The sequence below is a fragment of the Serratia grimesii genome (assembly GCF_900186025.1).
Classification (GTDB): Bacteria; Pseudomonadota; Gammaproteobacteria; order Enterobacterales; family Enterobacteriaceae; genus Serratia; species Serratia grimesii.
The window spans coordinates 2,966,097-2,988,510 of record NZ_LT883155.1 but is presented as its reverse complement, the minus strand read 5'-3'; the positions used below and the strand labels follow the sequence as shown (position 1 = coordinate 2,988,510).

Below are 22,414 nucleotides of genomic sequence, written 5' to 3'. Positions count from 1 at the left end.
AGTAGTATTCCTAAGGGTGTTGCCATGGTTAAACGTTATAAACTTATGCCACAATCAGTTTTTGGAATTAAAAACTGGCAAAGACGAAACCACGCTGTAATAAAATCTGAATAAATTGTTATTTTGTGCTTTTTATGACCAGCGACATTCCCGGTTTAGGTAAAGAGGACATCCTGTACCAAAAAAGTTTGCTTGCCGGAGGTTTCCGTATGGATAGCTATGGCTCCGGCGTGTAAATTACAGCACCTGAAAATCGCTTTCCGTTGTTTCGAGGATTCTATGACGACTTTTGCGGCCATTGCCGAACTTAACGATTTAGCGCTGGATCTGCCGCGCTTTGAACAGGCACTGAATCGGTTTGCCGAGAAGTTGCACCTGGATTTAACACAGTTCAGTGCGGATCACATATCAGTGCGTTGCCATCAAAACACAACGGCTGATCGTTGGCGCGAAGGGCTACAACAGTGTGGTTCACTGCTGTCAGAGGCAATAATCAAGGGGCGCCCAATTTATCTGTTCGACCTCCAACAACCACTTAAAGTGGGTCCATGGCAGATTGACTGCATAGAGTTGCCTTATCCTGGTGATAGACGTTATCCGCAAGAAGGCTGGGAACATGTGGAACTGGTACTTGCTGGCGATCCAGCCACGCTTTACGCACGGGCGCTGGCCCAGTTGCCTGATGAAGCGCTGTTGGCTCAAGGGATAAAACTGAAACAGAGTTCACCACAGACTGAAGGGGAACGCTTGCCGAACCCGACGTTGGCGATTACCGACGGTACCGTGACGATCAAATTTCATCCTTACTCGATTAGGGACGTTGTCGCTAGCGAACAACGTTAATCAGGGATTAGCGAGCGGGTGGCTATCAGCATACGATCCAATGCTTGGCTGAGTAGCTCGCGCCGACAGCCAAAATTCAAACGGACAAAATGCCGGTTACCAAAATCCAGGCCCGGGCTTAATCCGACGCCAGCCTGTTCAAAAAAGGCGTGCGGGTTGTCGACGGCCAGTTGACTGCAGTCGATCCAGGCCAGGTAAGTCGCCTCAATCGGTTGTAGCTGCAGACCGGGTATGGCATTAATACGCTCGGTCACCAAATCACGGTTGGCACGCAGATAAACTAACAGTTCATCCAACCAATCTTGTCCGTGCTGGTAGGCTGCTTGCGCGGCAACCAGCGCCAGTATATCCACTTCAGGTACGATGCCACTGCGTGTTCGGATCAGTTTTTGCCGCAAAGCGGTGTTGGGAACAAGCGCCATTGAGGCCCCCAGTCCGGCAATGTTAAAGGTTTTCGACGGTGACATTAGCGTAATACTACGCTGGGCTGCGTCCTCATTTAACGTGGCAAAGGGGATGTGCTGACATCCGGGTTCAAGCAGCAGATCACAATGGATTTCATCAGAACAGACGATCAGGTCATGACGTTGAGCGAACGCATGTTGCTGCAACAGCTCTTGTCTGCGATAGACAGTGCCACCCGGATTTTGTGGGTTGCATAACAGCAGTAATTTCTCTCTGCCATTGAGCTGTCCTGTGATGGCGGTTAAATCCAACACCCATCGCTTATCCTCCAGTGTCAGCGGTATTGGCAGCTGTGAACGCCCGGCGAATTTAGCCGCTTTGCGAAACGGGGGATAGATCGGGGATGGTGCCAGTGTCCCTTCGCCTTCATCCGTAAAGGCTCGCACGCATAAATTTAGGCCACAAACCAGTCCAGGCAGGAAAATCAGCCACTCAGGATTGATACGCCAGCCATAGCGCTCTAGCATACGCTGGGTAAAAACTTCAATGAGTTCAGGGGACGGATGACCATAACCGAACACAGCATGAGCAACTCGCTGCTGTAATGCCGCGATGATAGCGGGTGGTGATGGGAAATCGGTATCAGCAACCCAGAGCGGAATAATGTCGCGGTCACGATATTTATCCCACTTAACGCTGTCACTGTGACTACGGTCTACCCATTGATCAAAATTGAATGCCATAGTTACTACCCTGAACTGGTTTTTGAAGCTGCATTTTTGTTGCGTAATGCAGCTCTAATTATTTAGGGGCTCTGTATGAGCCTACGTGAGAAATTGAAGAATTAACAATTGCCGTCACATGTTAGCCGTCATCTGGGGGTGACAATGATTAAACTGGAAGTTTGTTGCTATAGCGTCGATTGCGCGCTGACGGCTGAGCGGGCAGGTGCCGATCGCATAGAACTCTGCGCCAGTCAGAGTGAGGGCGGCTTGACACCCAGCTATGGTTCATTGCGGTTGGCGCGAGACAGCGTCAGCGTACCGGTGCATCCGATCGTCCGCCCGCGTGGTGGAGATTTTTGTTATAGCGCCGTAGATTTTGACGTGATCAAGCACGATATTGCGCAAATCCGCGATATGGGTTTTGCCGGTGTGGTGGTTGGGATGCTGGATGAAGAAGGGCATATCGATCTGCAGCGTATGCGCGAAGTGATGCGCTTGAGCGGAAATATGGCGGTGACTTTCCATCGTGCTTTTGACATGTGCCAGAATCCGATGGTCGCGCTTGATCAGTTAACGCAATTGGGCGTTGCACGGATACTGACATCCGGTCAGCAGCAAAATGCAGAGTTGGGTTTGCCATTGCTGCGTGATCTGGTGCAGGCCAGCCAGGGGCCAGTGATTATGGCCGGAGCGGGGGTGCGACTCAGCAACTTGCACAAGTTTGTTGATATTGGCATTCAGGAGCTGCATAGCTCATCCGGTCATGAAGTGCCTTCGACCATGCGCTATCGCAAAGCTGGCGTGACCATGTGTTCAGACAGTGAGGTTGACGAATTTAGCCACTATTGCGTCGATGGCGAAATGGTAGAGGCGATGAAAAACGCGTTGGCGCTGGTTGATCCGTTGGCGCAGAGCGCATAAGTATCCCGTTATCGTTGCACTGACTGAAAGAAACCACGGTACGCGCATAAGCATAAATAAATAGCAGGCCCCAATTTTTGTCGGGGCCTTTTTAATGTTACTTAGCGTAATGCTTGGGAACTAAAATTGAAAATTTGTCCGGGGCTGATGCCACAAGCAATAATTTTCACTGTGTTACCGTTTGAACCGGGGTTGACCAGGATGTCGTGAATTGTCCGGGTATTATTCATATGAAACTGTGCGTAAAACAGATTGCCTATCTGTACCCAAGGCACCGTGCCACTTTCGATAAGATCGGTATAGCCATCGTTAAAACCACGCGCCCATATTCCTGTTGAAATACTTGGCACTGGCGTGCCGGGGGGCACACTGGCATTGGGGTCACCAATGGATGAGGCGACGGCCCAAAAGGTTCTGGAACCGATACTCCGATGTACTCGCTGTAGAATGCCTTTGTATCCTGGGTTAACACCCGTCGATGTGATCTGATTGCTGTTTGCCGTCAAATTGCCGTCGATCGACCAATTGACTGGCTGACTATTGGTATCGACATCGATCAGACTGGCATTATTGAGGTAGTTCTGCGGTGCAGATGTCAGCTGATATGCACGTTGAGCAATAGTGATTTCGCCTCTGAGCAAGTTATATCCGCTGGCGTTATTAAGTGCACCGTTTGTCCATAGAGGCATAGCACTGTTACTGAAAGCCAACTGATAGCCACTATCCGTTGCAAAATAAATAGCCTGCGGTGAAAGTGTTCCTTTAGGGTTGTTGGCGGTTGAAAACGTCACATTGGAGATTTGAACCGGCGTAATATTTTTGCGGGATACCGATTTCTTTAACACCAGGAAGCCCCCGTCGAGATCGCCGTAATCATTAATGTAGGAGCCGTTGGCGATCTGAATATTCGCAGCTGAGTCAGAGTCGATCTCAAAACAGGTGCCGTTACGGTCGGCCATAAAGTTAGTCAGACTGATACCACCTAAGTAACTGGTTCCCAAAGTTGTGGATCTCAGGAAGACCTTTTTGCCATAGGAGAAAACGTTGGTCAAAAAGGTATTGTCATGATGGTCTAAGTTAAAAGCGCATGAGCCTTCCACTGTCAGTGAGGCTGTGACCGCTTTCTCTGTCGGGCGTACGACGTTAGGATTGACGTGGACATTAGTGAATCTGTTTATTTCGCGGCTCCCGGAGACCTTATAATCACAACGGATAGCCCAGCCGTAAATACTGTTAAAGTAATTGGCTTCGCCACTAGCATTAACGAAGTCATAAGCACCCACATAGCGACAATGTGATACCGACAGGGTGCCTGCGGAAGTGATCGTTGCACCGTATTGTCTAAATTGCGTACTACTTTCCGCGGTATAGATTTGATCCGGATACAAGAAAGACCAGCCATCAAAGACCACGTCCCGAGCACAGGTGAAGCATGTAATCCCCACCGGTTTACGGATAATGAATGCGCTGTCGTCCGAAAGTCCCGCGCGGGCAGGGCCATTGGTCGTATTGCTAGAAGGCCCCTGCGCCATGGCAGTGCGATTCCCTTTGAGGGTGACCCCCGCAGGTACGGCAATAGGGGTGGCTCTGTTAAGCAGATATTGTGCATTATTGCTGGTAAAGACGATCTTGTTCTTCAGTAAAGAAACCGCTTTGATGGCGGCTTCTACAGCATCATCTGAAGAGGTTGCACCCGTTGGGTCCGCACCAAAATCATCGAAGGTGATCTGTTTAGCAAACCTTTTCCAACGCGCGCCTGTGGCGGTGACAATCACCGTGCCATTGTTGTCAGCGCTGGTGCTATCCGTTGTGTCATAGTAAAACTTACCGCTTCCTTGATGACTACCTGCCTGATGGGAAATCAGAAATACGACCTGATCATTCTCTGCCGGTGCATAGGCTCTGAGTGCGTTGATACTCTCGATATATTGTAATGTCGTCATGGCGTTATCCTTTGTTGGGTTCATCGCCATTCTAGGAGGTGGAGGCATTTTCAATATAGCGATCCTATGCCGCTGGAACATGACACAACAGGACGAAACGAAAGCGTCAGGAGGACTTTGTTTAGCAGGTGTTTTTATACCGTGGGGTAAGGGCTCAACATCTGCTGAGCCCTTAAAGCAGGAGGGGGTTACGGCTTTTTCGCTACCAGCACGGCGCGCAGTGGAGCTGGGTAGCCTTCGATAGTCTTGCTCGGATCGTTCGGATCAAGGAACTCGGCCAGTGATTCGCTGGTCATCCAATCGGTGCGACGTTGTTCATCGGTACTGGTGACACACATATCAGCGATCTTCACGTCGACGAAACCGCATTTTTCTAACCAGCACTTCAGCGCTTCGGCTGACGGAATAAAATAGACATTACGCATTTGCGCATAACGGTCACCCGGTACCAGCACTTGATTGCGATCGCCTTCTATCACCAGAGTTTCCAACACCAGTTCACCTTCGTTGACCAATTGGTTTTTCAACTGATAGAGGTGATCCAACGGAGAGCGGCGGTGATACAGCACGCCCATCGAAAATACCGTATCGAAGGCGGCCAATTCAGGCAGTTGCTCAATGCCGAGTGGCAACAGATGAGCGCGCTGATCGCCGCCCAGCAGTTTACGCACGGCTTCGAACTGACACAGGAACAGTTGCATCGGATCGATACCTACCGCCAATTGGGCACCGGCACCCACCATACGCCATAGGTGATAACCGCTGCCGCAGCCAACGTCGAGAATGGTACGGCCAGCCAGCGGTGAGATGTGTGGCAGCACGCGATCCCATTTCCAGTCAGAATGCCATTCGGTATCGATATCGATGCCATACAACGAGAACGGCCCTTTGCGCCATGGCATCATGGTGCGCAGCATCTTCTCGATGCCTTCCAACTGGCCTGGTGACAGTGGCGAGTCCATGTCGGCACGCACACCATTCAACAAATCGAGGTGGGTTGGTGTTAGTGCAGGCAGATGGTCAACGGAGTTAAACCACTGTTTGAATTTGCCGTGCAACGACTCACGCTGCCAGGCACTCAGCTGTGCTGGTAGGGTATCCAGCCAATGGCTGAGGTTGCTTTTCGCGATACGCTGGTAAAAGTCACCAAACTCAATCATGCCATGGCTCCCGATTTTAAGGCGATCAGTGAACCAAAGTTAAAGCACTGGAACCAAACTTCCGCATGTTCAAAACCTGCCTGTTTCAGGCGCGCCTTGTGGGCTTCCACCGAGTCGGTCAACATGACGTTTTCCAGCATGCTGCGCTTTTGGCTGATTTCCAGTTCGCTGTAGCCGTTGGCACGTTTGAAATCGTGATGCATGTTGAACAGCAATTCATCGACATCAGCATCTTCAAAGCTGAACTTCTCTGATAACACCAAGGCACCACCTGGGCGTAGCCCACGGTAGACCTTTTCCAGCAGACGCAAACGGTCGGCGGGCTCAAGGAATTGCAGAGTAAAGTTCAGTACGACCATCGAGGCGTTTTCGATTTTGATGTCGAGAATATCAGCTTCGATGACGTCTACCGGCGTGTCGGCACGGAAGGCATCAATATGGCGGCGGCAACGTTCAACCATGGCCGGAGAGTTGTCGACGGCGATGATATTGCAACCCGCCACTTTGATATTCCGTCGCATCGACAGCGTTGCTGCGCCCAGAGAGCATCCAAGATCATAGACCTGGCTGTCGGGCTGAACGAAACGTTCTGCCAACATGCCAATCATTGAAATGATATTGGAATAGCCGGGAACGGAACGCTGAATCATGTCAGGGAACACTTCAGCAACACGTTCGTCGAAGGTCCAGTCGCCCAATTTGGCGATCGGGGCAGAAAAAAGAGTATCGCGGTTTGGCATAGCGGCAAATCAGTTCAGAATTCGAAGGGGCATATTCTAACAGATAACGGCAAGAAAGCGCAGCGGAAGCAGGCGGCGTAGCCGCCTGAGGAGCAACGGGGGATCAATGCAGGCTGAAAATAAGATCCCACGGCAAATAGAAAATGTTGGCTAATACCATTAACACCAACGAAATATAGGTTGCCGCCATGCCTGAACGACGCCAGCGAACTTCACGATTACGTAAGCCGTAGTAGTGCACCAGACGGCCAGCCATCAACATCAGGCCACAAATATGGATCATCCATATTTCAGCGCCGTTCATTTCCATGAGCACGAGCAGTACGGCGGCAATAGGAATGTATTCTACGGCATTGCCGTGCACGCGGATGGCCGTCTGTAGCTCATAAAAGCCACCGTCCCCGTAAGCAACACGGTATTGCATCCTTAGCCTAACCACGTCATAAGAGAGTTTGATCAACAACAATGCGCCGAGCACAACATAAAGCGCGCTTACCATTTTTAACTCCATTCCCTAACCAAAACTGGCAGCGAGCATCATAGCTGCCATTGCAATCACTGTCGCGAGGAAAAATCTGATGTAATTGGTCAGATTAATCGGTTAAAACAGTGCATCCTGCTCCGGCCAGTCTGGCGGCGGCGGTAAATTCGGAATAGCCTGATGGAGCTGCTGCCAGATTTTTTGCGCCTGCTGCGGGGAATCGCCATTATCTGGCGTATGAATAAATAAGAAGGGCTGGTGGTCCTGTTGCCAAACGGGCAGTTTCTGCTGCCAGGCATCGAACCAACGCAGATTGTCCTGTAATACGTCGCCACCGATAAACCGCACCAACGGATTATTGGCCGTCACCAATGCATGCACCGGTAGCTTGGGCTTTTTCTGTTGGGCATCGCGCACTGCTGCGCTGTTGGGCGCGGCGTGATGCACGGGGCGGCTGTCGAGGATCACCCGATTGATGCCGCGCTGATGCAGGCCCTGATTTAGCAACCGCTCTTCTTCACCCTTGTCGAAGAATGCCGGATGACGCACTTCCACACCGTAAGTAAATTCTTTCGGTAACGCGTCAAAGAATTGCCACATCGCCGGTAATTCCGCCGGGCCAAAAGCTGCGGGTAATTGTAGCCAAAGCTGACCAATACGATGATGAACCGGGCTTAGACACTGATAAAAGGCGTGTAGATCGGCGTCGCAGTTGCGTAATGCCGCCTGATGACTGATGGTCGCGGGAAATTTGAAACAAAAGCGAAAATCGTCGGTGGTCATGTCGCGCCAGCGCTGGACGATTTCCAGTTTAGGTAATGCGTAGAAGGTGGTATTGCCTTCTACGCAGTTAAAATAGCGGCTGTAATCCGCCAGATCGCGCAGCCCGATACGATTCCAGGCTGGGTGTTGCCACTGTGGGAGTCCGATATACATCACGCTGGCATCTTCCTTAATTATTCCCGTCAGTCTACAAATTAACGTTACTCGCCGAATGCGGCAAGAATTTCACGGGTGCTGCGAATGCGTGCTAAGCGTGGGAAGATGTTGTTGAAGGCAAATTGGTGCATTTCGGCGTTTGCTGTGCTGCACAAGTCTTCGGCGATCACCAACTCGTAGCCGTGTTCCCAGGCGGCACGGGCGGTAGATTCTACGCCAATGTTGGTGGCAATCCCCCCAAGCACGATGGATTTAATGCCGCGGCGACGCAGTTGCAGGTCGAGATCGGTGCCATAAAATGCGCCCCATTGACGTTTGGTCACCAGAATATCACTGTCGCTTACCGCCAGGGCTTCAGGGAACTCCCACCAGTTAGCCGGTAATCCGCCAGCCGGTGCAGGAGAAGGTTGATCCACGGGTTGTTTCAATGCTTCGGCAAAAGAATCTGACCAGCCGACACGAACCAGGATCACCGGCGCATCCAGGGAGCGGAAGCGTGCAGCTAACTGTGCACCATGGGCAACAACACTCTCGGCGCTGTGTGGCCCGCCAGCATAAGGTAGAATGCCGTTTTGCAAATCAATCAACACCAGGGCAGTCGTTTGGGCATCAAGTTTCAACATGGTCATATCTCGTTACGAGGTGGATGAAATGCGCACAAACGAAACCGTGCGCTAAACAAGTGTTGATTCAGGCTACGTGAAAAAAGCATCACCGGTTAATGGGAAATTTGTTAATCAATGTGTTACTTCGGGCAAAAACACGTCATTTAGTGCTGCAACAAAGCTGTGTTCGCACTTATCTGGCGCATGAATTTCCTTTATAATGATCGCCTTTTTTCAACACACTTTACGCCAAAGACCTATGCCGATTTATGAATATGCATGTGGTGCTTGCAGCCTTCGGTTAGAGAAACTGCAAAAATTTTCCGATGCGCCGCTGACAGATTGTCCGGCGTGTGGGCAGCCTGCGTTAACTAAGCTGATTTCTTCCACGGGTTTCCAGTTAAAGGGCACCGGTTGGTATGCAACAGACTTCAAACCGGGCAAGAAGTAGAGTTCATCAGAAATCATCAGAAAACAGCCGTGTGGCAGGTGCCAAAAGCCCGCGCGGCATCGGCTTAAGCCAAAAGGATAGCGTATGCGTACTGAATATTGCGGGCAGTTGAATCTGTCCCACGTGGGCCAGGAAGTCACTCTGTGTGGTTGGGTCAACCGTCGTCGCGATCTGGGCGGCCTGATCTTTATTGATATGCGCGACCGCGAAGGCATCGTGCAGGTGTTCTTCGATCCGGACCAGAAGGTCGCGTTCGATAAGGCGTATGACCTGCGTAATGAATTCTGCATCCAGATCGTCGGCACAGTGCGTGCACGCCCGGACAGCCAGATCAATAAAGATATGGCTACCGGTGAAGTAGAAGTCTTCGCTCATGCCCTGGAGATCATCAACCGCTCCGAGCCATTGCCACTGGACTCCAACCAGGTTAACAGCGAAGAAGCGCGCCTGAAGTATCGTTACCTGGATCTGCGTCGTCCGGAAATGGCCGACCGCTTGAAAACCCGTGCCAAAATCACCAGTTTTGTGCGCCGTTTTATGGACAGTCACGGCTTCCTCGACATCGAAACACCGATGCTGACCAAAGCCACGCCGGAAGGTGCGCGTGACTACCTGGTGCCGAGTCGTGTGCATAAAGGCAAATTCTATGCGTTGCCGCAGTCACCACAGCTGTTCAAACAGTTGCTGATGATGTCCGGTTTCGATCGCTACTATCAAATCGTTAAATGCTTCCGTGACGAAGACTTGCGTGCTGACCGCCAGCCTGAATTTACTCAGATCGACGTGGAAACCTCCTTCATGACTGCCGAACAGGTGCGTGAAGTGATGGAAAAATTGGCACGTGAACTGTGGCTGGACGTGAAGGGCGTTGATTTGGGCGATTTCCCGATCATGACCTTCGAAGAAGCGATGCGTCGTTACGGCTCTGACAAGCCAGACCTGCGTAACCCGTTGGAGCTGGTGGACGTTGCCGATCTGGTAAAAGACGTAGAGTTCAAAGTATTCTCCGGTCCGGCCAACGATGCTAAAGGTCGCGTCGCTGCCATCTGTGTACCTGGTGGCGCACAGTTGACCCGTAAATTGATCGACGAGTACGGTGCTTTCGTTAACATCTATGGCGCTAAAGGCCTGGCCTGGCTGAAGGTCAATGACCGTGCTGCCGGTATGGAAGGCGTACAGAGCCCGATCGCCAAATTCCTCAGCGCAGAAGTGCTGGAAGCGATCCTGGCGCGCACTAACGCGCAGTCAGGAGACATTCTGTTCTTCGGGGCTGACAGCTTCAAGATTGTGACTGATGCGATGGGCGCGCTGCGTCTGAAACTGGGCCGCGATCTGGACCTGACCAAATTGGACAGTTGGGCACCGCTGTGGGTGGTTGACTTCCCTATGTTCGAAGAAGACGGTGAGGGTGGTTTGGCAGCGATGCACCATCCGTTCACTGCTCCACGTGACATGAGCCCGGAGGAGCTGGCAGCAACGCCAACCAACGCCATCGCCAACGCCTACGATATGGTGATTAACGGCTATGAAGTGGGTGGTGGTTCTGTACGTATTCACCGCAGTGAAATGCAGCAGACGGTCTTTAGCATTCTGGGCATTACCGAACACGAACAACGTGAGAAATTCGGTTTCTTGTTGGACGCATTGAAGTACGGTACACCACCGCACGCCGGGCTGGCCTTCGGTTTGGACCGTCTGGTGATGCTGCTGACCGGTACTGACAACATTCGTGACGTTATCGCCTTCCCGAAAACCACGGCTGCGGCCTGTTTGATGACCGAAGCACCAAGCTTCGCCAACCCGGCGTCGCTGCAGGAATTGGCTATCTGTGTGGTGAAGAAAGCCTCTGCGGAACAAGAGAGCGAGTGATGAACTACAAGCGACCCGAGTCTATTCTGGTAGTGATTTATGCCATCTCCAGTGGCCGGGTGCTGATGTTACAGCGGCGCGATGATACCGAATTCTGGCAGTCGGTTACCGGCAGCCTGGAGGACGCAGAATCGCCGCCGCATGCCGCACGGCGTGAGGTCAAGGAAGAAGTCGGCATCGATATCGAAGCAGAGAATCTGCCGTTGTTCGATTGCCAGCGCTGTGTGGAGTTTGAACTCTTTGTCCATTTGCGACATCGCTATGCCCCGGGGACCACGCGCAATAAAGAGCATTGGTTCTGTCTGGCTTTGCCTGAAGAGCGAGATCCGGTGATTACCGAGCATCACGCCTACCAGTGGCTTGACGCGGCGGAAGCCGTGAAATTGACCAAGTCCTGGAGCAATCAGCAGGCGATTGAAGAGTTTGTGATTAATTCAGTCCAGTAATTTTTTTCGGAGATTTTTATGGCAGGTCATAGTAAGTGGGCCAACACAAAGCACCGTAAAGCAGCGCAGGATTCCAAGCGCGGTAAAATTTTCACCAAAATTATTCGCGAGCTGGTGACTGCCGCGAAACTGGGCGGTGGCGATCCGGGGGCTAACCCGCGTCTGCGCGCGGCGATCGATAAAGCGCTGTCCAACAATATGACGCGTGACACCCTGAACCGTGCCATCGCACGCGGTGTGGGCGGTGATGATGATTCCAACATGGAAACCATCATTTATGAAGGTTACGGCCCGGGCGGCACTGCCGTCATGATCGAATGCCTGAGTGACAACCGTAACCGTACCGTGGCAGAAGTGCGTCATGCCTTCACAAAATGCGGCGGAAACCTTGGTACCGATGGTTCAGTGGCTTATCTGTTCACCAAAAAGGGCGTAATCACTTACGCACCGGGTCTGGATGAAGACGTGGTAATGGAAGCAGCACTGGAAGCTGGCGCTGAAGATATCGTTAGCTACGACGATGGTGTGATCGACGTGTTCACTGCGTGGGAAAATCTCGGCGAAGTGAAAGATGCACTGACTGCTGCCGGTTTTACCGCTGACTCAGCGGAAGTTTCCATGATCCCATCGACCAAGGCCGATATGGATGAAGAAACTGCACCTAAGTTGCTGCGTCTGATCGACATGCTGGAAGACTGTGACGACGTGCAGGAGGTTTACCACAACGGTGAAATCTCCGACGAAGTTGCAGCAACGCTGTAATCAGCGTGAAGTATGGCGCTGCTGTGTGGCAGCGCCTGGCGACGTTAATGCTTAACGCAAGGTGGGTGTAGGGATGACGATCATACTCGGTATCGATCCCGGATCACGCGTCACCGGTTACGGCCTTATTCGTCAGCAAGGCCGTCAGTTAAGCTATGTGGCCAGCGGCTGTATCCGCACCGTAGTGGATGACATGCCGACGCGGTTAAAGCTGATTTACGCAGGTGTCAGCGAAATTATCACTCAGTTTAAACCGGATTTTTTCGCCATAGAGCAGGTGTTTATGGCGAAAAACCCGGATTCGGCGCTCAAGCTTGGGCAGGCCCGCGGGGTGGCGATTGTCGCTGCCGTGAACCAGGATCTGGAAGTGTTTGAGTATGCGGCACGTCAGGTAAAACAGACAGTGGTCGGCACGGGTGCAGCAGAAAAGGCACAAGTGCAGCATATGGTGCGTTCGTTGCTTAAACTGTCGGCTAACCCTCAGGCTGATGCCGCCGATGCCCTGGCGATTGCCATTACCCACTGCCATCTCAGTCAAAACGTGCTGCGGATGAGTGAAGGGCGATTGAACCTGGCGCGTGGGCGTTTAAAGTAGTGCTTAGTCAGTGATAACTGAGGCTGGATATTCATCCAGCCTTTTTTATGTTATAAGCTTTACCAGCACGGCATGGCAGAAGGCCATGTTCACGAATTCTGCAGGAGGGTAAATGATAGGTCGTCTCAGAGGATATATTCTGGAAAAGCAGCCGCCACTGGTATTACTGGAGGCAAACGGTGTGGGCTATGAAGTGCATATGCCGATGACCTGTTTTTATGAGCTGCCGGAACTGGGGCAAGAGGCTATCGTGTTTACCCAATTTGTGGTGCGCGAAGATGCACAACTGCTGTACGGCTTCAACGATAAGCAAGAACGTGCGCTGTTCCGCGAGCTGATCAAAGTGAACGGTGTAGGACCAAAATTGGCATTGGCCATTTTGTCCGGCATGTCTGCACAACAGTTTGTCAGTGCTGTAGAACGTGAAGAGATTACGTCCCTGGTAAAATTACCGGGTGTAGGAAAGAAAACCGCAGAGCGCCTGGTCGTAGAAATGAAAGACCGCTTCAAGGGGCTTAACGGCGATCTGTTTAACAACAGCAGCGAAATCACGCTTCCTGCTACCTCTGCGCAAACGGCCGAGGTGGATGCCGAAGCAGAAGCCGCCTCTGCGCTGGTGGCATTGGGCTATAAGCCGCAAGAAGCCAGCCGCATGGTAAGTAAAATCGCCAAGCCGGGCGCTGATTGCGAAACCCTGATCCGCGACGCATTGCGTGCCGCGCTGTAAGCGTCGATAAGAGGTAGAGAATGATTGAAGCCGATCGCCTGATTTCTGCCGAGCCGATCAATGAAGAGGAAATTCTTGATCGCGCAATACGGCCGAAGCTGCTGACGGAATATGTTGGTCAGCCGCATGTCCGCGAACAGATGGAAATCTTTATTCAGGCGGCCAAGCAGCGTGGCGATGCGCTGGACCATTTGCTGATCTTCGGTCCTCCAGGGCTGGGTAAAACCACGCTGGCCAATATCGTTGCCAATGAAATGGGTGTGAATTTACGTACCACTTCCGGCCCGGTGCTGGAGAAGGCAGGGGATTTGGCGGCGATGCTGACCAACCTCGAACCACACGACGTTCTATTTATTGATGAAATCCACCGACTTTCTCCGGTGGTGGAAGAAGTGTTGTATCCGGCGATGGAAGATTATCAACTGGATATTATGATCGGCGAAGGCCCAGCTGCACGTTCGATTAAACTCGATTTGCCGCCTTTTACATTGGTGGGAGCAACCACCCGTGCCGGTTCACTGACCTCGCCGTTACGCGATCGTTTCGGCATTGTGCAACGCCTGGAGTTTTATCAGGTCGCCGATTTGCAGCACATTGTCTCACGTAGCGCTAATTGCCTGGGGCTGGATCTGTCGGACGAAGGGGCTCATGAAGTGGCCCGCCGGGCGCGTGGTACTCCGCGTATCGCTAACCGTTTACTGCGGCGGGTACGTGACTTTGCCGAAGTCCGCGCTAATGGTGTGATTAACGGTGACGTGGCGATGCAGGCGCTGGATATGCTGAACGTTGATGCCGAAGGGTTCGACTATATGGACCGTAAACTGTTACTGGCCATTATCGACAAGTTCACCGGTGGGCCGGTTGGCCTGGATAACCTAGCGGCAGCGATTGGCGAGGAACGGGAAACGATCGAGGACGTTATCGAACCCTTCCTGATCCAGCAAGGGTTTATCCAACGTACACCGCGCGGGCGTATGGCCACCAATCATGCGTATAAGCACTTCGGTATGGTGCGCGAAGAGTAAGTATCATATCGCCAGCATTAAAAAGGGCCGCTAATTGCGGCCCTTTTTACGACGGTAGCTATCTGGGATCAGGCTTGCTGCTTTTTAGATAAGCTCAACACAAATAACACGGCGGCACTCAGGACGACTGATGGGCCGGCCGGCGTGTCGTAAAATGCCGAGAAGGCTAACCCACCGGTCACCGCAAGCACACCAACCAGTACTGCGTATCCGGCCATTTGTTCCGGTGTACGAGCGAAACGCCGTGCGGTAGCTGCGGGGATAATCAGCAGTGACGTGATAATCAGCGCGCCGACGAATTTCATTGCCAACCCAATGGTGAGCGCTGTGACCAGCATCAACACGGTACGTGCCCGTACCAGATTGACGCCATCAACGTGTGCCAGTTCAGGGCTGATGGTCATCGACAGCAGATTACGCCATTGCCACCACAGGATCAGCAGCACGAGAGTAACACCAATACCAATCATCCAAATGTCGTTGAGCGTGACCGACAACAGATCGCCAAACAGATAGGCCATCAGATCGACCCTGACGTTGGACATCAGAGCGACCACCACCAATCCCAGCGAGAGTGCGCTGTGCGCCATAATACCGAGCAGGGTATCAACGGATAGTTGTGGCCGACGCTCCAACCACACCAGCACCAGAGCCAACACCAGCGTGACGGCAATTACCGCGTAGAAGGGATTCACGTCAAGCAGCAAGCCGAACGCCACACCCAATAGTGAGGCATGCGCCAAAGTATCACCAAAATAAGACATCCGGCGCCAGACCACGAATGAGCCGAGTGGCCCGGCGGCACCAGCCAACAGCACCCCGGCGAGCCAGCCGGGTAATAACAGTTCGATCATGCCTCACGGCCCCCGGTTTTCTTCAACACGATTCGTCCTTGCAGGTCGTGACGGTGATTATGGTGGTGGCGATAGACCGCCAGTTGTTCTGCGCCACGGTTGCCAAACATGGCGATAAATTCAGGGTGCATCGACACCACTTCCGGCGCACCGGAACAGCAAATATGTTGGTTGAGGCACAGCACTTCGTCGGTCTTCGCCATCACCAGATGCAGGTCATGAGATACCATGAGTACCGCGCAGCCTAACTCTTTGCGCAGTTGATCGATCAGATCGTACAACGCAAGTTGGCCATTGACGTCAACCCCTTGTGTGGGTTCATCCAGCACCAGCAACTGCGGTTTGTTCAGTAAAGCTCGAGCCAGCAGCACGCGCTGGTTTTCACCGCCAGAGAGCTTTTGCATTGGTTGCTCAAGCAGGTGCGCTGCCTGCACACGCTTAAGCGCAGGCAGAATATCGGCTTTTTTAACGCCGGGTTTCAGGCGCATAAAGCGGCTGACGGTAAGAGGAAGGGTGGCGTCGAGGTGCAGTTTTTGCGGCACGTACCCGATACGTAAGCCTGGCTCGCGTTCCAGTGTGCCTTCAGTTGGTGCAATCAGCCCCAACACCACGCGTACCAGCGTGGATTTGCCCGCACCGTTTGGGCCGAGCAGCGTCAGAATACGACCTGGCTGCAGGCTGAGCGAAATATTCGACAGCACTTTGCGGTTGCCAAAGGAGACGGAGATATTTTTTAGCGTTGTCAGTGTGGACATCTCATGATTACATTTTGCAGAACTAACCGAATGTTATAATATCACGCTTCGCTGATGAAAACGACGGGATTACGGATAATGGCACAGAAAAATAAATGGTTACAACGCACGCTGCTGGCCAGTGCATTGATAATGGCTGGACCGCTGAGCAGCGCCTCTGCGGCGGTAGTGACTTCCATTCGCCCATTGGGCTTTATCGCCTCTGCAATTGCTGATGGGGTAACGCCAACAGAAGTGCTGTTGCCAGATGGCGCATCACCGCATGATTTCGCGTTGCGACCATCCGATATTCAACGTCTACGTGGCGCCGATCTGGTGGTGTGGGTAGGTCCAGATATGGAAGCTTTCCTGACAAAATCGTTAGCGCCAGTAGCGGCTAAACATCAGTTAGCCATTAGCGAACTGAGTGGCGTGAAACCATTGTTGATGAAGGGAGAAGACGACGACCACGATCATGATCATGCAACCGACGCGCATAATCATGCTGGTCATGATGAAGGTGATGGACATCACCACGGTGAATATAACATGCATGTTTGGCTGTCCCCGGAAGTGGCAAAAGTGACCGCGATCGCGATTCACGACAGGTTATTGGAACTTATGCCACAAAATAAGGACAAATTAGACGCAAACCTGCGCCAGTTCGAGAATCTGCTGACGCAAACTGACAAAAATGTTGGTAACATGCTTAAGCCTGTGCAAGGTAGGGGATATTTTGTTTTTCATGATGCTTATGGCTATTTTGAGAAACACTTCGGCTTGAGCCCACTGGGCCATTTTACCGTTAATCCCGAAATCCAACCTGGAGCACAGCGCTTACACCAAATTCGAACACAGTTGGTTGAGCAGAAAGCAGTATGCGTTTTTGCTGAGCCACAATTCAGGCCGGCCGTAATCAATGCTGTTGCCAAAGGGACCAAAGTGCGTTCAGGAACGCTGGATCCGCTAGGCACCGGCATCGCACTGGGGAAAGACAGCTACGGGAATTTCCTGACTCAGTTGTCAAACCAGTACGTGAGCTGCCTGAAGTAAAGATTATGAGGATAATATCGAGTGCAGCAGATAGTCCGAACTATCGCTCTGGCGTATAACAACCTGCCACGGCCCCACCGCGTCATGCTGGGGTCGTTGACAGTCGTTACATTGGCCGTCGCTGTTTGGCGGCCTTTTGTTTATCACCCAGAACATAACCCCATCGTTAAGAGCATTGAATTAGAATCCAGCCAATTACGTTCCTTGTTACCCGAAGCCAGTGAACCGATCGATCTCGACCAACCCACCCCCGATGATGACATCCCACAGGATGAGCTGGACCAGAAGGTCGCCGGCGAGGATGGAGTGCATGAATATGTGGTTTCGACGGGTGATACACTGGGCAGTATTCTGACCCAATATGGCATCGATATGTCGGACGTCACGCTATTGGCATCGCAAAACCGCGATCTGCGTAATCTGAAAATCGGCCAACAGTTGTCTTGGACAGTGAACGAAGCCGGCGATTTGCAGCGTTTGACCTGGGAAGTGTCCCGCCGTGAGACCCGCACCTATGATCGTACAGGTAACAACTTCAAAGAAACTCAGGAATCTCAGCAGGGCGAATGGCGTAACAATGTCATTAGTGGTCGCTTAAACGGCAGCTTTGTCAGCAGCGCCAGTAATGCCGGTCTGAGTCGTGCAGAGATCAATGCAGTAATCAAAGCGCTGCAATGGCAGTTGGACTTCCATAAGTTGCGCAAGGGCGATCAGTTCTCTGTATTAATGTCCCGTGAACATTTTGATGGCAAGAGTGCGCAGAGCCAGTTGCTGGGGGTTCGCATGCGTAGCGGCGGTAAAGACTATTACGCTATTCGTGCCGAAGACGGTAAATTCTACGATCGTCAGGGTTCCGGTCTGGCGCGTGGCTTTATGCGTTTTCCAACCATGAAACAGTTCCGTATTTCCTCCAACTTCAATCCACGCCGGGTTAACCCTGTGACAGGGCGTATTGCACCGCATAAAGGTGTCGACTTTGCGATGCCAGTCGGTACCCCTGTGTTGGCCGTAGGTGACGGTGAAGTGTTGATCGCCAAACGTAGCGGAGCAGCGGGTAACTATGTGGCGATCCGCCATGGTCGTCAGTACACCACGCGCTATATGCACCTGAAAAAGCTGTTGGTTAAGCCAGGGCAGAAAGTAAAACGTGGTGACCGCATCGCTTTATCCGGCAATACCGGTCGTTCTACGGGGCCACATCTGCATTTTGAAATGTGGACAAACCAACAGGCGGTAAACCCGTTGACGGCGAAACTACCAAGATCTGAAGGTTTGACCGGTAAAGATCGCAGCGATTATCTGGCACAGGTGAAAGAAGTAGTTCCTCAACTGCAGTTAGATTAATCCATTTGTCAGGGCGCGTTAACGCGCCAGTGATTCCATCGGCCTGATTACGGGCCGATGTTGTTTTATATTGGCGCTTCGCCGTTGTTAATTGCAAAATCAATCATTGCAATTATGATTAGCCGAACCGCTAAGTTAAGAGCTTGTGCATGCAAAACGAAAAAAAATCAAATCCTGAGTTCATCCCGCAATTTCAGAAAGCTTTTTACCACCCGCGCTACTGGGGCGTCTGGTTAGGTACAGGGCTGATGGCCGGTATTTCACTGGTGCCTGCGCGCCTGCGCGATCCGGTGCTTGGTGCGGTTGGCAAACTGGCAGGCAAAGTCGCTAAAGGTGCCCGGCGTCGTGCCCGTATCAATTTGTTGTACTGTTTACCAGAGGTGTCGGAAAGCGATCGTGAGCACATCATTGATGAGATGTTCGCCACGGCCCCCCAATCGATGATCCTGATGGCGGAACTGGCCTGCACTAAACCGGAAAAAGTGCTGAAGCGCGTTCGCTGGCATGGGGAAGAAGTGCTGGATAAAATCCGTGAAGAAGGTCGTAACGTGATTTTCCTGGTACCGCATGGCTGGGCAGTAGATGTACCGGCAATGCTGATGGCGGCTCGTGGTCAGCCGATGGCGGCGATGTTCCACAATCAAAGCAATCCATTAGTCGATTATCTGTGGAATACGGTGCGTCGTAAGTTTGGCGGCAGAATGCATGCACGGAATGACGGTATCAAGCCGTTTATCAGCTCAGTGCGTCAGGGTTACTGGGGGTATTATCTGCCTGACCAAGATCACGGTGCAGAACACAGTGAGTTCGTCGACTTCTTCGCGACCTATAAGGCGACGCTGCCCGCGGTTGGGCGTTTGATGAAGGTTTGTCGTGCAGCCATTGTGCCACTGTTCCCGGTCTATGATGGCAAAACCAGCATGCTGGATATTCATATTCGCCCGCCGATGGATGATTTGGCCACGGCTGATGATCACTATATTGCACGACGAATGAATGAAGAGGTTGAGAATCTGGTGGGGCCGAACCCAGAACAGTACACCTGGATCCTCAAACTATTGAAAACGCGCAAAGAAGGGGAAATTGAACCCTATTCACGTGACGATTTATATCGTTAAGTGAAGTTTTTGCTGACAGCCAAGGGCCAGCCATCTTCAGGTGTCTGGCCCTTTTTGTTGCTGGGTCTAAATATGCACCATGCAGCCTTGAGCAATCAGTGGCTCCAACACGGCAGGCATATGGGCAAAGTTGTTCCAGCGGAGATCCAACCGCCGTAAACGGGTCAATGCCGCCATGCTAGCCGGCAGAGTACTCAGGCGGTTGGCCCGCAGATCAAGCGTGGTCAGCGCGGTTAGCAAGCCAAAATCGGCGGGCAACTGCTGTAACTGATTGGCGCGTAGGTTGAGGTCGGTCAGGTGGGGCAGATGGCAGAATGCATCGGGTAGCAGACTGATGGCATTATTTTCAACATCCAGAACTGCCAGCTCGGACAAGTGAGATATCTCATCTGGCAGCGTCGTCAGGCGATTATTCATCAGATGTAGTTCCCGCAGTGAAGTTAACTGACTGATAGCCCCAGGCAATGCAGCAATTTGGTTGTTGTACAACCGGAGCTCTTGCAATGCGTCGAGTTGAACGATAGCCGCTGGCAATTGAGTTAGCTGGTTATCTGTCACATTCAGATAGCGCAATTTGCGTAACCGACCCAATTCGATGGGCAGATCGCAAAAGGCATTATCACTCAGATATAAGTAGGTCAGATCATGCAACTCACCAATTGCTGCAGGTACGTGAGTGGCTTTGTTGTGGCCGCAATCCAGCATGGCAAGACGTTGCAGTTGGCCAATGCCGTTCGGCAGTTCACCAAGTTGATTACAGGAAATATTCAACACCTGCAAATTTGTGTGTTTGAACATTTGCGCCGGGAGTTCACGAAGCCGGTTGTTATATAAACTGATTTTCAGCAGTGAATTGCCTTGCAGGCAGGCATCATCCAAACTTTCCAGCCCCTGGCTGTCCAGATCCAGAGCGTGTGTGGTGTGGTTTTGCTGTGGGTGTTGATGAAGCATCAATGGCTCTCCGTTTGCCGAGCGGCGACTGGAGGGGAGTTTAACAGGGGAAAGGGCAGTGCGGGGAAAAATGCCGGCCGAGTTAACGGCCGGCATCAGTAGTGATTATTCGACGCGCAAAATACGGCTGGTATTGGTCGTACCAACGGTTTCCATTACGTCGCCCTGGGTAACGATCACTAAATCGCCAGAGACCAGGAAGCCTTTATCACGCAGGCGATTAACCGCGTCGTTGGCAGCGATGACGCCGTCTTCGTGGCTATCGAAGTACACTGGTGTAACACCGCGGTACAATGCAGTCAGGTTCAGTGTGTGCTCATGACGTGACATGGCGAAGATAGGCAGGCCGGAACTGATGCGTGACATCATCAGAGCAGTGCGCCCGGACTCGGTCATGGCGATCAGTGCGGTAACCCCTTTCAGATGGTTTGCCGCGTACATTGAAGACATGGCGATAGCCTCTTCAATGTTGTCAAATTGCACGTCCAGGCGGTGTTTGGAGACATTGATGCTAGGGATCTTCTCCGCGCCCAGGCAAACACGGGCCATCGCAGCCACGGTTTCCGCCGGGTATTGACCGGCTGCGGTTTCAGCAGACAGCATAACGGCGTCGGTACCATCCAGCACGGCGTTCGCCACGTCCATGACTTCGGCGCGGGTAGGCATCGGGTTGGTGATCATCGATTCCATCATCTGGGTTGCGGTGATCACGGCACGGTTCAGTGTACGGGCACGGCGGATCAGTTTTTTCTGGATGCCGACCAGCTCAGGATCGCCGATTTCGACGCCCAGATCGCCACGTGCCACCATGACTACATCAGAAGCCAGGATGATGTCATCCATAGCTTCGTCGCTGCACACGGCTTCGGCGCGCTCAACCTTGGATACGATCTTGGCATTGCAGCCAGCATCGCGTGCCAAGCGGCGTGCGTAGTTCAGGTCTTCGCCGGTACGAGGGAAGGAAACAGCCAGGTAGTCAACGCCGATTTTTGCTGCAGTGACGATATCGGCTTTGTCTTTCTCGGTCAGGGCTTCAGCGGACAGGCCACCACCGAGTTTGTTGATACCTTTGTTGTTGGACAGTGGGCCGCCAACGGTCACTTCGGTGAAGACTTTCATGCCCTGAACTTCGAGCACTTTCAACTGTACGCGGCCATCGTCCAGCAGCAGCACATCGCCCGGCACAACATCGGCAGGCAGGCCTTTATAGTCGATACCGACTTTTTCTTTATCGCCTTCGCCTTTGGACATGTTGGCATCGAGCAGGAATTTGTCACCGATGTTAAGGAAGATTTTGCCTTCCTTAAAGGTGGAAACACGAATTTTCGGCCCTTGCAGGTCACCCAGAATAGCGACGTGACGTCCCAACTTGGCAGCAATTTCGCGCACTTTGTCAGCGCGAGCTTGGTGATCTTCAGCACTGCCATGGGAAAAGTTTAGCCGAACTACGTTAGCGCCAGCGGCAATGATCTTTTCCAGATTATTGTCGCGGTCAGTAGCCGGACCCAGTGTGGTAACAATTTTGGTTCTTCTGAGCCGTCTGGACATGTATTACTCCGTTGACTGGTGAAGCAAATTATTGGTGTTGCGATAACGTCGGATAACGAAACCAGGAGTGAAATGTAATTTTACTACACTGATGTTTCACTCGGGTTACCCGCATGAGCGTTTTAACAGGGTACTGCCTCTAATGCTGCCGTTCAGATTATCCTGACCGACAGTT

The 22,414-nt window shown here is 52.2% G+C and carries 23 protein-coding genes; 12 read left to right on the top strand and 11 right to left on the bottom strand.

The window, feature by feature from the left end; all coding sequences use genetic code 11:
- Window positions 1–279: 279 nt before the first annotated feature.
- Window positions 280–843 carry a VOC family protein gene (locus SGBXF1_RS14085; RefSeq protein WP_037419994.1) on the top strand — a complete coding sequence of 188 codons (564 nt, stop codon included), beginning with the start codon at window positions 280–282 and terminating at the stop codon, window positions 841–843.
- Here the strand turns inward: SGBXF1_RS14085 and SGBXF1_RS14080 are convergent.
- Window positions 840–1,991, bottom strand: coding sequence for a MalY/PatB family protein (locus SGBXF1_RS14080; protein WP_186427024.1), 1,152 nt, complete (start codon window positions 1,989–1,991; stop codon window positions 840–842). The two genes, SGBXF1_RS14085 and SGBXF1_RS14080, sit on opposite strands and share 4 nt — an antisense overlap.
- Window positions 1,992–2,135: 144 nt before the next feature.
- Here SGBXF1_RS14080 and cutC point away from each other — a divergent pair, with 144 nt between their 5' ends.
- A complete protein-coding gene (cutC, locus tag SGBXF1_RS14075) occupies window positions 2,136–2,894 on the top strand; it encodes a copper homeostasis protein CutC (RefSeq protein WP_037419844.1) in 759 nt (252 codons plus the stop codon).
- A 101-nt stretch (window positions 2,895–2,995) separates the two neighbouring features.
- Here cutC and SGBXF1_RS14070 read toward each other — a convergent pair whose 3' ends face one another.
- From SGBXF1_RS14070 to SGBXF1_RS14045, 6 genes are all read right to left on the bottom strand, one after another.
- Entirely contained in the window at window positions 2,996–4,837 is a 1,842-nt protein-coding gene (locus tag SGBXF1_RS14070; RefSeq protein ID WP_061806451.1) for a hypothetical protein, read from the bottom strand.
- A 188-nt stretch (window positions 4,838–5,025) separates the two neighbouring features.
- Window positions 5,026–5,997, bottom strand: coding sequence for a tRNA 5-methoxyuridine(34)/uridine 5-oxyacetic acid(34) synthase CmoB (gene cmoB, locus SGBXF1_RS14065; protein WP_037419839.1), 972 nt, complete (start codon window positions 5,995–5,997; stop codon window positions 5,026–5,028).
- On the bottom strand, window positions 5,994–6,737 hold the full coding sequence (gene cmoA, locus SGBXF1_RS14060; protein ID WP_186427023.1) for a carboxy-S-adenosyl-L-methionine synthase CmoA: 744 nt from the start codon (window positions 6,735–6,737) through the stop codon (window positions 5,994–5,996). Before cmoA ends, cmoB begins: the two co-directional genes overlap by 4 nt.
- A gap of 103 nt (window positions 6,738–6,840) precedes the next feature.
- Window positions 6,841–7,236, bottom strand: coding sequence for an MAPEG family protein (locus SGBXF1_RS14055; RefSeq protein WP_061806450.1), 396 nt, complete (start codon window positions 7,234–7,236; stop codon window positions 6,841–6,843).
- Between the two features lie 102 nt (window positions 7,237–7,338).
- Window positions 7,339–8,154 (bottom strand): DUF72 domain-containing protein, encoded by an 816-nt coding sequence (locus tag SGBXF1_RS14050; protein WP_186427022.1) that lies wholly within the window; start codon window positions 8,152–8,154, stop codon window positions 7,339–7,341.
- A 47-nt stretch (window positions 8,155–8,201) separates the two neighbouring features.
- Complete coding sequence (locus SGBXF1_RS14045; RefSeq protein WP_130381021.1) at window positions 8,202–8,780, bottom strand: hydrolase; 579 nt, start codon at window positions 8,778–8,780, stop codon at window positions 8,202–8,204.
- A gap of 202 nt (window positions 8,781–8,982) precedes the next feature.
- Here SGBXF1_RS14045 and SGBXF1_RS14040 point away from each other — a divergent pair, with 202 nt between their 5' ends.
- The 7 genes from SGBXF1_RS14040 (at window position 8,983) to ruvB (ending at window position 14,637) form a co-directional block, all read left to right on the top strand.
- The gene (locus SGBXF1_RS14040; protein WP_322740269.1) at window positions 8,983–9,213 is read left to right on the top strand and encodes an FmdB family zinc ribbon protein; all 231 of its coding nucleotides are present in this window, start codon (window positions 8,983–8,985) and stop codon (window positions 9,211–9,213) included.
- A gap of 84 nt (window positions 9,214–9,297) precedes the next feature.
- A complete protein-coding gene (aspS, locus tag SGBXF1_RS14035; protein ID WP_037419823.1) occupies window positions 9,298–11,082 on the top strand; it encodes an aspartate--tRNA ligase in 1,785 nt (594 codons plus the stop codon).
- The gene (nudB, locus tag SGBXF1_RS14030) at window positions 11,082–11,528 is read left to right on the top strand and encodes a dihydroneopterin triphosphate diphosphatase (protein ID WP_037419820.1); all 447 of its coding nucleotides are present in this window, start codon (window positions 11,082–11,084) and stop codon (window positions 11,526–11,528) included. The genes aspS and nudB overlap by 1 nt, the downstream gene beginning before the upstream one ends.
- Before the next feature lie 18 nt (window positions 11,529–11,546).
- Window positions 11,547–12,290 carry a YebC/PmpR family DNA-binding transcriptional regulator gene (locus SGBXF1_RS14025; protein WP_012145503.1) on the top strand — a complete coding sequence of 248 codons (744 nt, stop codon included), beginning with the start codon at window positions 11,547–11,549 and terminating at the stop codon, window positions 12,288–12,290.
- A 73-nt stretch (window positions 12,291–12,363) separates the two neighbouring features.
- The gene (gene ruvC, locus SGBXF1_RS14020; RefSeq protein WP_037419817.1) at window positions 12,364–12,885 is read left to right on the top strand and encodes a crossover junction endodeoxyribonuclease RuvC; all 522 of its coding nucleotides are present in this window, start codon (window positions 12,364–12,366) and stop codon (window positions 12,883–12,885) included.
- Between the two features lie 112 nt (window positions 12,886–12,997).
- Complete coding sequence (ruvA, locus tag SGBXF1_RS14015; RefSeq protein WP_037419814.1) at window positions 12,998–13,612, top strand: Holliday junction branch migration protein RuvA; 615 nt, start codon at window positions 12,998–13,000, stop codon at window positions 13,610–13,612.
- A gap of 20 nt (window positions 13,613–13,632) precedes the next feature.
- Window positions 13,633–14,637, top strand: a complete 1,005-nt coding sequence (ruvB, locus tag SGBXF1_RS14010) for a Holliday junction branch migration DNA helicase RuvB (protein WP_037419811.1) — start codon at window positions 13,633–13,635, stop codon at window positions 14,635–14,637.
- 68 nt (window positions 14,638–14,705) lie between these two features.
- On the opposite strand, the gene znuB is transcribed toward ruvB, so the two are convergent.
- Together znuB and znuC are read right to left on the bottom strand one after the other, a co-directional pair.
- Entirely contained in the window at window positions 14,706–15,491 is a 786-nt protein-coding gene (gene znuB / locus SGBXF1_RS14005) for a zinc ABC transporter permease subunit ZnuB (RefSeq protein WP_037419809.1), read from the bottom strand.
- Window positions 15,488–16,246, bottom strand: coding sequence for a zinc ABC transporter ATP-binding protein ZnuC (gene znuC / locus SGBXF1_RS14000; RefSeq protein WP_037419807.1), 759 nt, complete (start codon window positions 16,244–16,246; stop codon window positions 15,488–15,490). Before znuC ends, znuB begins: the two co-directional genes overlap by 4 nt.
- Before the next feature lie 78 nt (window positions 16,247–16,324).
- Here znuC and znuA point away from each other — a divergent pair, with 78 nt between their 5' ends.
- The 3 genes from znuA to lpxM all read left to right on the top strand — a co-directional run bounded on the left by znuA (window position 16,325) and on the right by lpxM (window position 19,740).
- Window positions 16,325–17,278, top strand: coding sequence for a zinc ABC transporter substrate-binding protein ZnuA (gene znuA / locus SGBXF1_RS13995; RefSeq protein ID WP_037419799.1), 954 nt, complete (start codon window positions 16,325–16,327; stop codon window positions 17,276–17,278).
- A 21-nt stretch (window positions 17,279–17,299) separates the two neighbouring features.
- A complete protein-coding gene (gene mepM, locus SGBXF1_RS13990; RefSeq protein WP_037419795.1) occupies window positions 17,300–18,622 on the top strand; it encodes a murein DD-endopeptidase MepM in 1,323 nt (440 codons plus the stop codon).
- Between the two features lie 149 nt (window positions 18,623–18,771).
- The gene (gene lpxM / locus SGBXF1_RS13985) at window positions 18,772–19,740 is read left to right on the top strand and encodes a lauroyl-Kdo(2)-lipid IV(A) myristoyltransferase (protein ID WP_061806448.1); all 969 of its coding nucleotides are present in this window, start codon (window positions 18,772–18,774) and stop codon (window positions 19,738–19,740) included.
- A 66-nt stretch (window positions 19,741–19,806) separates the two neighbouring features.
- On the opposite strand, the gene SGBXF1_RS13980 is transcribed toward lpxM, so the two are convergent.
- Both SGBXF1_RS13980 and pyk read right to left on the bottom strand, forming a co-directional pair.
- A complete protein-coding gene (locus tag SGBXF1_RS13980; protein WP_186427021.1) occupies window positions 19,807–20,691 on the bottom strand; it encodes a leucine-rich repeat domain-containing protein in 885 nt (294 codons plus the stop codon).
- 105 nt (window positions 20,692–20,796) lie between these two features.
- On the bottom strand, window positions 20,797–22,239 hold the full coding sequence (pyk, locus tag SGBXF1_RS13975; protein WP_037419789.1) for a pyruvate kinase: 1,443 nt from the start codon (window positions 22,237–22,239) through the stop codon (window positions 20,797–20,799).
- Window positions 22,240–22,414: the final 175 nt, after the last annotated feature.

Bases quoted from the DNA above. Each gene is read 5' to 3' on its own strand.
- ruvB (WP_037419811.1), top strand. From the start codon at position 13,633: ATGATTGAAGCCGATCGCCTGATTTCTGCCGAGCCGATCAATGAAGAG.
- znuA (WP_037419799.1), top strand. From the start codon at position 16,325: ATGGCACAGAAAAATAAATGGTTACAACGCACGCTGCTGGCCAGTGCA.
- znuB (WP_037419809.1), bottom strand. From the start codon at position 15,491: ATGATCGAACTGTTATTACCCGGCTGGCTCGCCGGGGTGCTGTTGGCT.
- cutC (WP_037419844.1), top strand. From the start codon at position 2,136: ATGATTAAACTGGAAGTTTGTTGCTATAGCGTCGATTGCGCGCTGACG.
- SGBXF1_RS14050 (WP_186427022.1), bottom strand. From the start codon at position 8,154: ATGTATATCGGACTCCCACAGTGGCAACACCCAGCCTGGAATCGTATC.
- ruvA (WP_037419814.1), top strand. From the start codon at position 12,998: ATGATAGGTCGTCTCAGAGGATATATTCTGGAAAAGCAGCCGCCACTG.
- SGBXF1_RS14045 (WP_130381021.1), bottom strand. From the start codon at position 8,780: ATGTTGAAACTTGATGCCCAAACGACTGCCCTGGTGTTGATTGATTTG.
- SGBXF1_RS14025 (WP_012145503.1), top strand. From the start codon at position 11,547: ATGGCAGGTCATAGTAAGTGGGCCAACACAAAGCACCGTAAAGCAGCG.
- SGBXF1_RS13980 (WP_186427021.1), bottom strand. From the start codon at position 20,691: ATGCTTCATCAACACCCACAGCAAAACCACACCACACACGCTCTGGAT.
- SGBXF1_RS14070 (WP_061806451.1), bottom strand. From the start codon at position 4,837: ATGACGACATTACAATATATCGAGAGTATCAACGCACTCAGAGCCTAT.
- SGBXF1_RS14040 (WP_322740269.1), top strand. From the start codon at position 8,983: ATGATCGCCTTTTTTCAACACACTTTACGCCAAAGACCTATGCCGATT.
- SGBXF1_RS14080 (WP_186427024.1), bottom strand. From the start codon at position 1,991: ATGGCATTCAATTTTGATCAATGGGTAGACCGTAGTCACAGTGACAGC.
- ruvC (WP_037419817.1), top strand. From the start codon at position 12,364: ATGACGATCATACTCGGTATCGATCCCGGATCACGCGTCACCGGTTAC.
- pyk (WP_037419789.1), bottom strand. From the start codon at position 22,239: ATGTCCAGACGGCTCAGAAGAACCAAAATTGTTACCACACTGGGTCCG.
- SGBXF1_RS14055 (WP_061806450.1), bottom strand. From the start codon at position 7,236: ATGGTAAGCGCGCTTTATGTTGTGCTCGGCGCATTGTTGTTGATCAAA.
- SGBXF1_RS14085 (WP_037419994.1), top strand. From the start codon at position 280: ATGACGACTTTTGCGGCCATTGCCGAACTTAACGATTTAGCGCTGGAT.
- nudB (WP_037419820.1), top strand. From the start codon at position 11,082: ATGAACTACAAGCGACCCGAGTCTATTCTGGTAGTGATTTATGCCATC.
- cmoB (WP_037419839.1), bottom strand. From the start codon at position 5,997: ATGATTGAGTTTGGTGACTTTTACCAGCGTATCGCGAAAAGCAACCTC.
- aspS (WP_037419823.1), top strand. From the start codon at position 9,298: ATGCGTACTGAATATTGCGGGCAGTTGAATCTGTCCCACGTGGGCCAG.
- cmoA (WP_186427023.1), bottom strand. From the start codon at position 6,737: ATGCCAAACCGCGATACTCTTTTTTCTGCCCCGATCGCCAAATTGGGC.
- lpxM (WP_061806448.1), top strand. From the start codon at position 18,772: ATGCAAAACGAAAAAAAATCAAATCCTGAGTTCATCCCGCAATTTCAG.
- znuC (WP_037419807.1), bottom strand. From the start codon at position 16,246: ATGTCCACACTGACAACGCTAAAAAATATCTCCGTCTCCTTTGGCAAC.